Annotated in this window: 1 protein-coding gene; it reads right to left on the reverse strand. The window is 65.2% G+C overall.

Annotated elements, in window-relative coordinates; all coding sequences use genetic code 11:
• Positions 1-1171 precede the first annotated feature (1171 nt).
• Complete coding sequence (locus tag MJD61_06315; protein ID MCG8554889.1) at positions 1172-1660, reverse strand: hypothetical protein; 489 nt, start codon at positions 1658-1660, stop codon at positions 1172-1174.
• Positions 1661-1765 lie beyond the last annotated feature (105 nt).

Genomic DNA, 1765 nt, shown 5'->3' on the forward strand with positions numbered 1-1765 from the left:
AGTAGCCAACCCTGCGGAATCGTTGGCGGGTCAAGGGGCGCGCAGCGCCGAGCGCACGCGAGCTTGCCCTTGAGGCGACAAGGATTCCGTGGGACCAGCCCCATTTCACAGCGCCGAATGGACGCGACTTGACACGATCGGTAACAGGAGAGTAGGCGCGCGGCGCCTTGCCCGGGTTGCCCCGGGTAGGTCTCCGCGCGCCCCTCGCCGAACCCGGCGTGCACCTTTCGTTATGCACCGGGCTCTCCATAGATGTGCTGCGCGAAGTCGGGAGGGTTTCTTCCAGCTTCGCGTGTGCAGCTTCTTCTGCACGCTCTGGAGCCACTCCTTGTCGGAGTCGGACGCCACATACGTGGCATTCCCCAGCGGCTTCTGTGCTGCACGCATCTACTGCCTCCCTTCGCCATGTACGCGGCTCTCCCGCGCTCGGACTACTACGAAGGCTCCGCCCCCCACCTGGAGGATCACCGGACTTGGCGGCCAGCCCGCAATGCGGGCGCTCCAGGCAGGGTTCCCGTGTTCCGTGGAGATCCCCGCGATGCGGTAGGTGATCGACTTTACCCCTGGCTGCGCGGACTGCCGACCGACTCGGGACATGGCGGCAGCGCGCCCGTGGCGGGCGCACCCAGTCGGATAACTAAGACCAACCGGGCTCAGGCAACGTCCCCGCCGAGGCGGGTTTTCTTTCCGTACAGAGGCTTCCAGCATCGACTTCAGAATGGGCGGGCCATCACCCGCTCCCTCTTCACCATGGCATCTTCGGTAGCCCATCTCGGACGGTCTCCCGTCGTCATGGACAGTTCAGGCTGTTCGGCTTTTGCAGGCCCCCGTCCCAATCGCCGGCGACGTTCGCAGCCCCCTTCTGCACCCGGCCCGACCCGGGCGAGGATGACGTCTTGTTAGGTCATCGGAACCTCCACAGCTTTCACGGCACAGCCAGTCCACAGTAGTCCATAGTCGGCTCCTTCTTGTTCGTTGTGGGTTGGTAATCCAACGATGCCAGGAAGGGGCCGGCCGCTCTACAGCTTCAGCGTTGAGGTTGGGTGGGGATATCCGCGGCGGCCGACCCCGGACAGTTTCGAGTTTGCACAGGGACGATGTAGCGTGGTTGCGTCATGCTTCGCACGCTGCACCAAGCGTGCCGGACACCACCGCAGCTCATTTCGCACACTTACGCTACCGGTGGTGGCGAAAGTGCCCGCCCACGCCGGCGGACGCCAACCCGGGTCAGGTCGGCCCCACGGCCCCACGCACTCGTCGCCCTTAGCTGTCCGCCGCGCAATCTCACGATCTCTCGGTCAGCCGTCGTGCCTCCCTTCCATACGATCCGCACCAGATGGCGCTTCGGTTCCGTCCGAAGTTGCACTTCCTCGATCAGTGAGCGCAACAAGCGCTTCCGATCGCGGGCCTCCGTCGTTGGAGCGTCCCACACGGCTTTCAAGTCGCCTCCGAGAACGCGAGCCATGGCCAACTCTTCCGTGGTGAGTGCGGGATGCTGTGCGCGCGCCTCTCGCGCCTTCGCACGCACAATCTCGAGCTCCTCCAGACGTGCGTTCCAGCGACGCTCGAGCTCGCGCGCCACGATTCGGTTCTCAGGCTCGACGGCGTCGTACTGTCGCTCGGAGCCCGCGAGGTCGGCGTGGGTGGGTTTCGGCTTCACGAGAGGATCCTCAGCGTCTGGAGCAGCGATGGCTCAGCCTTGGGGAAGTGCTTGGCCATTGCGAGGAGGTTGGCAGGCGTCGCCCCTGGCCGCTTGAGCCACCGC

The sequence above is a fragment of the Pseudomonadota bacterium genome (assembly GCA_022361155.1).
In the GTDB taxonomy this organism is placed as follows: Bacteria; Myxococcota_A; Polyangia; order Polyangiales; family JAKSBK01; genus JAKSBK01.